This window comes from Neisseria sp. P0022.S010 (assembly GCF_051956635.1).
On sequence record NZ_JBQCXF010000970.1, the window covers coordinates 1 to 255 of the forward strand.

Annotated in this window: 1 pseudogene; it reads right to left on the reverse strand. The window is 57.3% G+C overall.

Annotated elements, in window-relative coordinates:
• Nucleotides 1-255: pseudogene (locus ACTHUT_RS22380) on the reverse strand (hypothetical protein); the annotation flags it as partial.

Genomic DNA, 255 nt, shown 5'->3' on the forward strand with positions numbered 1-255 from the left:
GGTAGGCAACGGTTTCGCCCAGTTGGACGTTGTCGTCGCTGCCGTTGTCGGCGGCAATATTCAGACCTTTGGCGATGTTGGCGGCGTTGTTGGCGACGTTTTGGTTGGTCGCAAACAGTTGGCTGCCATTGACGGCGTCTTTGCTGTTGGCATTGAGGTCGCCGTCGGCTACGTTGGTCACTTTGTTGCCTGCGGCATCGATACCGGACTTGGTCAGGCTAGGACCGCCTGCGACTTTCACACCGTCGTTGTTAA